Raw genomic sequence first — 6,553 nt, forward strand, 5'->3', positions numbered from 1 at the left:
CTCCCTTGTCAGGGAGGGGAGTGTGGGACTTACTCGCCGTCGGCGGCTTTCGTTTCATCGGTGTTCGCCTCGGCCTGTCCGGCATCATCCGCCGCATCCGCCACCGGCGTCTGGAAATAAGCCTCCACCGGGCCGGTCAGCTTGATCGTCAGCGGCTGGCCCTTGCGGTCCATCTTCTTGCCGAGCGCGACGCGGATCCAGCCTTCGGACATCGAATATTCCTCGACGTCGTTGCGTTCGGCGCCCTTGAAGCGGATGCCGATGCCGCGCTCCAGCACCGGCTGGTCGAAATGGGGGCTGCGCGGATTGATCGAGAGGCGATCTGGGGGCGTATCAGTCATGGGCGCGGCCCATGCCGTAAAACCGCGCGCGCGCCAAGCGCAAAGGGCGGGGGATGCCTCCCCCGCCCCGCCCGTCCGGTCAGTTACAGACGCGGACGCGAACATTCTGGTCGTAATAGGGATCGTAGCGCTGCTCGATCCAGCACCGCTGATAATCGCGGTAGCGTGAGGCGTAATAGCCGTCGTTCGGATAATAGCCGCGCTGGCGATAATAGCGGTCGTCGTAATTATACGCATAGCCGCGATCGCGGTAATAGCGGTCGCGCGCATAGCGATCGCGCGGTCCGCCCGATGCCAGCGCCGCGCCGATGGCGAGGCCGGCGATCCCCGCCACCACGGCGGTGCCGGTATTGTCGCGGTCGCGATAATAGCCGCGACGCCATTGCGCGTCGGCGGGGGCGGCAGCGGTCAGCGTCGTCGCGGCCAGTACCGCGCCCAGACCGGCCTTTGTCAGCAAGGTCGTCATGCCCGTTCTCCTGTCATTTCCCGGCGGGTTTCGGCAACCGCGCCGGGTCGACGCATCCACGTCGATGATGGCAGTCTTGCCACGCCGCGACTGAACGCTCGCGGAACCGCTCATTCACAGGCGGTTTATCGAAGGCGAGAGGACGGGCGATGGCGTATTGGCTGCTGAAATCGGAACCGGACAGCTATGGCTGGGACGATCTGGTGCGCGACGGCGGCACCGAATGGGACGGGGTGCGCAACCATGCCGCTGCCAACCACTTGCGCGCCATGCAGGTCGGCGACGAGGCGCTCTATTATCATTCGGGCAAGGACAAGGCGGCGGTCGGCGTGGCGCGGATCGCGCGCGCTGCACGGCCGGATGGCGGGGACGGCTGGGTATCGGTGCGGATCGAACCGCTCCGTCCCTTGCCCCGCCCGGTCGAACTGAAGGCGATGAAGGCGGACGACGCCTTGGCGGGCATGGCGATGCTGCGGCAATCCCGCCTGTCGGTTTCACCGGTCGGCGACGCCGAATGGGCGGTGCTGCTGCGACTGGCGGGGGAGTAGCCACTCCCCCGCCGGCCGGTCAGTCGGCGTCGACCCGGGCGAGGCGCGGCGACAGCAGATGCACCGCCAGCAGCGCGACGAAATAGGCCGATCCCGCGACGAAGAACAGCGGCGCATAGCTACCGATCCCGTCGAGGACGTAGCCCGCATATTTCGCCATCATCATGCCGCCGATCGCGCCGACCGTCCCGCCGATCCCGACGACCGATCCGACCGCCGCACGCGGGAACAGGTCGGAGGGGAGCGTGTAGAGATTGGCCGAGAACGCCTGATGCGCGGCGGTGGCGATACCGATGACAAGCACGGCGACCCACAGATTGTCGATCGACTGGGCGAAGAGCACCGGCAGGACCGCGAAGGCGCAGACCAGCATCGTCGTCTTGCGCGCGAAGTTGACGGTGCGCCCGCGCGCGATCAGCCGCGACGACAGCCAGCCGCCGGCAACACTGCCAAGGTCCGACAGCAGATAGATGGCGACCAGCGGCGGCCCGAAGCTCAGCAGGTCGAGGTCGTAGCGGTCGCCAAGATAGCCCGGCAGCCAGAACAGGAAAAACCACCAGATCGGGTCGATGCAGAATTTGCCGAGCGCATAGGCCCAGGTCTCGCGCTTCGTGACCAGCCGCTTCCACGCGATCGGCTTGACCGGGTCGGCCGGGTCCTGCTCGATCCACGCCAGCTCGCCGCTCGACAGCTTCTTGTGATCGCGTGGGCTACGATAGAAGATCAGCCACAACGCCAGCCAGACGAGGCTGACGACGCCGGTAACGACGAACGCCATCCGCCAGCCATAGGCGACGGTCAGCAGCGGCACCGCCATTGGCGTGATGATCGCGCCGACGTTCGCCCCGGCGTTAAAGACCCCGATCGCGAAGGCGCGTTCCTTGGCCGGAAACCATTCGGTGACGGCCTTGATCCCCGCCGGGAAATTGCCCGATTCGCCCAGACCCAGCCCGAAGCGCGCCATGGCGAACTGGGTAACGCTGTACGCGCCGCCGTGCGCCATATGCGCGATCTGCCAGATCACGAAGGCGACGGCATAGCCCATGCGCGCCCCGATCACGTCGACGATGCGACCAAAGCCGATATAGCCGATCGCATAGGCGAACTGGAAAAAGAAGATGACGTTGGCGAAGTCGGTTTCGGTCCAGCGCAGGTCTTTCGACAAGGTGGGCTTGAGCACCCCGATCATCTGCCGGTCAACGTAGTTGATGCACGTCGCCATGAACAACAGGCCGACGATGCCCCAGCGATAGCGGCCGGCGCGCGCTACCGCGCGGTCGATACCGTCATTCTGCCTCGCTTGCATGCCGTAGCTCTCCTTGCATCCCCTGCGCGGGCCTGGCGGCGTCGATCGCGCAGCTCACCCGCAGACTTCCGAATTCGGCATCGAAGCGCTGTCCGGGCGCCACCGGATGAACCCCGGTGACGGCGCCGGACGATACCCATTGCCCCGCTGCCAGCGTTAGACCACGAGAGGCGAGGCAGTCGATCAGAAACGACACCGCGCCGATCGGTCCGTCGAGCATCGTGCGCGCGCTCGCTTCGCCGATCACCGCGCCGTCGATCCGCGACACGACCGGCCAGTCGATGAAATCGCCATCACGCCAGCCGGGAATCTCCGCGCCGACCAGCAGGCCGTGGTTGTTGCCGTAATCGCTGATCGTCACCAGCGGGCCATCGGCGTTGATGCCGGGATAGGGTGAACTGGCGATCTCGATCCCGACATGGACCGCGTCGATCAGCTCCAGCACCGCGTCGTGCGACAGGCCGGTCGCACCGGGCGCGGGGCTGCGGGCGATGCGGATGCAATATTCGGCCTCGGCCGCCGCGAACCCGTCGGCGATCACCGGCAGGACGGGCGTGGCGTCCAGGAACAACTGATCGGCAAAGATCGGTCCGGCCAGCCGGTTGGCCCCCAGTTGCGTATCGAGTGGCGCGTTGATCTTGCCGACCTTCCACCCGCTCACTGTCCGCCCGTCGAGCGCGATCGCCCGGTCCTGCACGCCATAGGCTTCGCCCAGCGTCGTCGGACGATCGCCCGGATACTGCGCAAGTCCGCGCGCATCACGCCGCGCGGCGACGAATGCCTGCGCAATCCGGTCACGGTTCTCCATACACGGCCCCTCTCCTTTAATTGCCACCGGCGTATCGGAAACCGGTGTCACTGACAAGCGAGCGAATTGCGCGACGGGGACATTGGCGTGCGCGCCACCCCGCGCTATCGATTGCCGATGAAACGCAGCGGCCAGCCCACGATCAACGACGTCGCCCGACTCGCCGGCGTATCCAAGAAGACGGTCAGCCGGGTCATCAACCGGTCGCCCCTGCTGGGAGGCGAAACGCGCGAGCGGGTGGAAGCGGTGATCGCCGAACTGGGCTATATCCCCAATCCGCAGGCACGCGCACTGGCGCTGCGCCGTAATTTCCTGATCGCGCTGATCCACGACAATCCCAATGCGCAGATGGTGCTGAACGTGCAGCAGGGGTTGCTGGAGGTGCTGCGCGATACCGAGTTCGAATTGCTGGTCCACCCGGTCGATCGCGGCGCGCCCGATATGGCCGACGAGATCCGCCACTTCCTCGAACGCCAGCGCCCTTACGGGGTGATGCTGCTCCCGCCGATCTCTGAGAATGATGCGCTGGCGGCGCTGTGTACGCAGATCGGCTGCCGTTATGTCCGCATGGGATCGGCCTCGTTCGACGAGCACGCCCATATGGTATCGTCGAACGACCGCGAGGCGGTGCGTGGCGCGATCGACCATCTGTTCGCCGCCGGGCATCGCCGCATCTGCATGATCGCCGGGCCGCATGGCTTCCGCTCGGCGTTCGAGCGGCAGCAGGGCTATGAGGAAGCGATGGAGGCCGCCGGGATCGGCATGCAGCGGACGTGGATCGCGCAGGGCGACTATACCTTCGAATCGGGGATGCGCGCCGCCGAACGCCTGCTCGATCTGTCACCGCGCCCAACCGCGATCTTCTCGTCGAACGACGAGATGGCGGCGGGGGCGCTGCATGTCGCGCGACAACGCGGGCTGGAAGTGCCGCAGGATTTGTCGATCATCGGGTTCGACGATACCTCGATCGCGTCGCATCTATGGCCGCCACTGACGACGGTACGCTGGCCGATCGCGACGATGGCGCGGGCGGCGGCGCTCAAGCTGATCGAGGATGGCGAGGAGATCGGCGAGCCTCCGGAAGAAGCGATGTTCGTCTCGACGCTGATCCGCCGCGCCTCGGTCGCGCCGCCCGCCGGGTGACTTGCCCAGCTCGATGACACCGATTACCTTCCCCCCAACCGGCGTATAGCGCCGGACGGGAGAGGTACGATGCAGATCGACAGGCGCACGATCTTGGCGGGCGGCGCGGCGCTGGCCGCCATGCCCGGTGCGGCGCGAGGGGCGACCGATCCGATAGCATGGGGTCCCTGCGGTCGCTGGCAGGGGCTGCGGGAAGCGAGCGTCTCGGTCTTTCGCGGCATCCGCTACGGCGTCGACCCCGGCACCTATCGCTTCCAGCCGCCACGCGCACCGATCGCGTCGCATGACGTGCAGCGCGCGATCGCCTTCGGCCCCACCTGCCCGCAGCGCGGAACAGGACCCGACCGGGCAGAGGACTGCCTGTTCCTGAACGTCTGGACCCCTGAAGCGCGGCCGGGCGCGCGGCGGCCGGTGATGGTGTACTTCCACGGCGGCGCCTATTCGGGCGGGACGGTCGTCGAGCCGATGGTGTTCGGCGACCGGCTGGCAGCGGCGGGCGACGTGGTGGTGGTGACGGTCAACCACCGGCTGAACGCGCTAGGCTATCTCTATCTCGCCCGGCTGGACGCGCGCTTTGCCGACAGCGGCAACGTCGGCCAGCTCGATCTGGTGCTGGCGCTGCGATGGGTACGCGAGAATATCGCGGGCTTCGGCGGCGATCCGGCGCGGGTGATGGTGTTCGGCCAGTCAGGCGGCGGGGCCAAGATCGCGACGCTGATGGCGATGCCCGCCGCCAAAGGACTGTTCCACGCCGCCGCGACGATGAGCGGCCAGCAGGTGACGGGGTCCGGCCCGGTCAACGCCACCCGCCGCGCCCAAGCGTTCCTCGCCCGGCTGAAGGCGACCCCGGCGCAAGCGGCGACGCTGCCGGTCGAACGGCTGGTCGATGCGCTGGGCGCGGAGGACCCGATCCTTGGCGGCGGGGTCTATATGGGGCCGGTGGTCGACATGCGGTCGCTGTCGCGCCACCCGTTCTGGCCCGACGCGCATCCGCTCGGGGCGACGATCCCGCTGATCCTCGGCAACACGCGCGAGGAAACCCGCGCGTTCATCGCGCCCGACGGTCCGGCGTTGCGTGGGATCGACTGGAGCAACATCGCCGCCCGGCTGGCCCCGCAACTGCGCATCGACGTGCATCCCGAATGGCTGGTCGCGCAATATCGCCAGCATTTCCCGGCGATGACGCCCGCCGACCTGCTCTATGCCGCCAGTACCGCCGGGCGAAGCTGGCCGGGACAGGTGATCGAGGCGGAGGCGCGCGCCGCCGCCGGGGTGCCGGCATGGGTGTATCAGCTCGATTATTCCTCGCCGCTGCGCCCCGGCGGCGGCGCGGCGCATACCGACGACATTCCGCTGGTGTTCGGCACGCTCGACGCCCCCGGATCGGTCAGCGGCACCGGCGCCGATGCGCGCACGGTATCGGCGCGGATGATGGCGGCGTTCGTCGCATTGGCGCGGAGTGGTAATCCCGGCTTGGACTGGCCGCGCCATACCCTGCCCCGCCGCGCGACGATGGTCTTCGACCGGGTCAGCCGGGTGGCGGACGATCCGCGCCGTTGGGAACGGGAACTGTTCGCGCAGTTTCCCTATGTTCAGCCGGGGACGTGAGGCGAACCGGCGACCTGTGTCGACCATTCCGCCGCTTGCGCGGCGGCGCTAGAAAGCGACGTTCGTAACTGGAGCGAGATGTGTCCGACAATTCTTGGCTAAGCGCATATGGTGAGTTGTATGACCCCCGCCCTGCGATCGAAGCCTGGCGTGCCGGTGAGGAAGATGCCGCACGGGAACTCTGGGAACAACTTTATCACCAGGGGACCGTCAATACGGCCTCCTATGCCGCCGTGGGTGAGATTGTCAGGATGATGCAGGCACACACCTAGCCTGACTGGAATGCCTACGCGCTGATTTCGTCGATCGAGGAAGGCAGATTGGCAGCCGGAA

7 protein-coding genes are annotated in these 6,553 nt (G+C 67.1%); 3 read left to right on the forward strand and 4 right to left on the reverse strand.

Going from position 1 to position 6,553, the window contains the following annotated elements; translation table 11 throughout:
- Window positions 1-29 precede the first annotated feature (29 nt).
- Together ASE78_RS14160 and ASE78_RS14165 are read right to left on the reverse strand one after the other, a co-directional pair.
- On the reverse strand, window positions 30-341 hold the full coding sequence (locus ASE78_RS14160; RefSeq protein WP_056498002.1) for a DUF3297 family protein: 312 nt from the start codon (window positions 339-341) through the stop codon (window positions 30-32).
- 79 nt (window positions 342-420) lie between these two features.
- Window positions 421-807, reverse strand: coding sequence for a hypothetical protein (locus ASE78_RS14165; RefSeq protein WP_056498003.1), 387 nt, complete (start codon window positions 805-807; stop codon window positions 421-423).
- 149 nt (window positions 808-956) lie between these two features.
- Here ASE78_RS14165 and ASE78_RS14170 point away from each other — a divergent pair, with 149 nt between their 5' ends.
- Window positions 957-1,355, forward strand: coding sequence for an EVE domain-containing protein (locus tag ASE78_RS14170; protein ID WP_056498004.1), 399 nt, complete (start codon window positions 957-959; stop codon window positions 1,353-1,355).
- A gap of 19 nt (window positions 1,356-1,374) precedes the next feature.
- Here ASE78_RS14170 and ASE78_RS14175 read toward each other — a convergent pair whose 3' ends face one another.
- Both ASE78_RS14175 and ASE78_RS14180 read right to left on the reverse strand, forming a co-directional pair.
- Complete coding sequence (locus ASE78_RS14175; RefSeq protein ID WP_056498005.1) at window positions 1,375-2,661, reverse strand: MFS transporter; 1,287 nt, start codon at window positions 2,659-2,661, stop codon at window positions 1,375-1,377.
- The gene (locus ASE78_RS14180) at window positions 2,642-3,469 is read right to left on the reverse strand and encodes a 2-keto-4-pentenoate hydratase (RefSeq protein WP_056498006.1); all 828 of its coding nucleotides are present in this window, start codon (window positions 3,467-3,469) and stop codon (window positions 2,642-2,644) included. The genes ASE78_RS14175 and ASE78_RS14180 overlap by 20 nt, the downstream gene beginning before the upstream one ends.
- A gap of 117 nt (window positions 3,470-3,586) precedes the next feature.
- Here ASE78_RS14180 and ASE78_RS14185 point away from each other — a divergent pair, with 117 nt between their 5' ends.
- Both ASE78_RS14185 and ASE78_RS14190 read left to right on the forward strand, forming a co-directional pair.
- Complete coding sequence (locus tag ASE78_RS14185; RefSeq protein WP_056498007.1) at window positions 3,587-4,612, forward strand: LacI family DNA-binding transcriptional regulator; 1,026 nt, start codon at window positions 3,587-3,589, stop codon at window positions 4,610-4,612.
- Between the two features lie 69 nt (window positions 4,613-4,681).
- Window positions 4,682-6,220, forward strand: a complete 1,539-nt coding sequence (locus ASE78_RS14190) for a carboxylesterase/lipase family protein (protein WP_056498008.1) — start codon at window positions 4,682-4,684, stop codon at window positions 6,218-6,220.
- Window positions 6,221-6,553: the final 333 nt, after the last annotated feature.

The organism is Sphingomonas sp. Leaf25 (assembly GCF_001421635.1).
Classification (GTDB): domain Bacteria; phylum Pseudomonadota; class Alphaproteobacteria; order Sphingomonadales; family Sphingomonadaceae; genus Sphingomonas.

Excerpts from the sequence above, each read along its gene's own strand:
- ASE78_RS14185 (WP_056498007.1), top strand. The coding sequence starts at position 3,587 with ATGAAACGCAGCGGCCAGCCCACGATCAACGACGTCGCCCGACTCGCC.
- ASE78_RS14190 (WP_056498008.1), top strand. The coding sequence starts at position 4,682 with ATGCAGATCGACAGGCGCACGATCTTGGCGGGCGGCGCGGCGCTGGCC.
- ASE78_RS14170 (WP_056498004.1), top strand. The coding sequence starts at position 957 with ATGGCGTATTGGCTGCTGAAATCGGAACCGGACAGCTATGGCTGGGAC.
- ASE78_RS14165 (WP_056498003.1), bottom strand. The coding sequence starts at position 807 with ATGACGACCTTGCTGACAAAGGCCGGTCTGGGCGCGGTACTGGCCGCG.
- ASE78_RS14160 (WP_056498002.1), bottom strand. The coding sequence starts at position 341 with ATGACTGATACGCCCCCAGATCGCCTCTCGATCAATCCGCGCAGCCCC.
- ASE78_RS14180 (WP_056498006.1), bottom strand. The coding sequence starts at position 3,469 with ATGGAGAACCGTGACCGGATTGCGCAGGCATTCGTCGCCGCGCGGCGT.
- ASE78_RS14175 (WP_056498005.1), bottom strand. The coding sequence starts at position 2,661 with ATGCAAGCGAGGCAGAATGACGGTATCGACCGCGCGGTAGCGCGCGCC.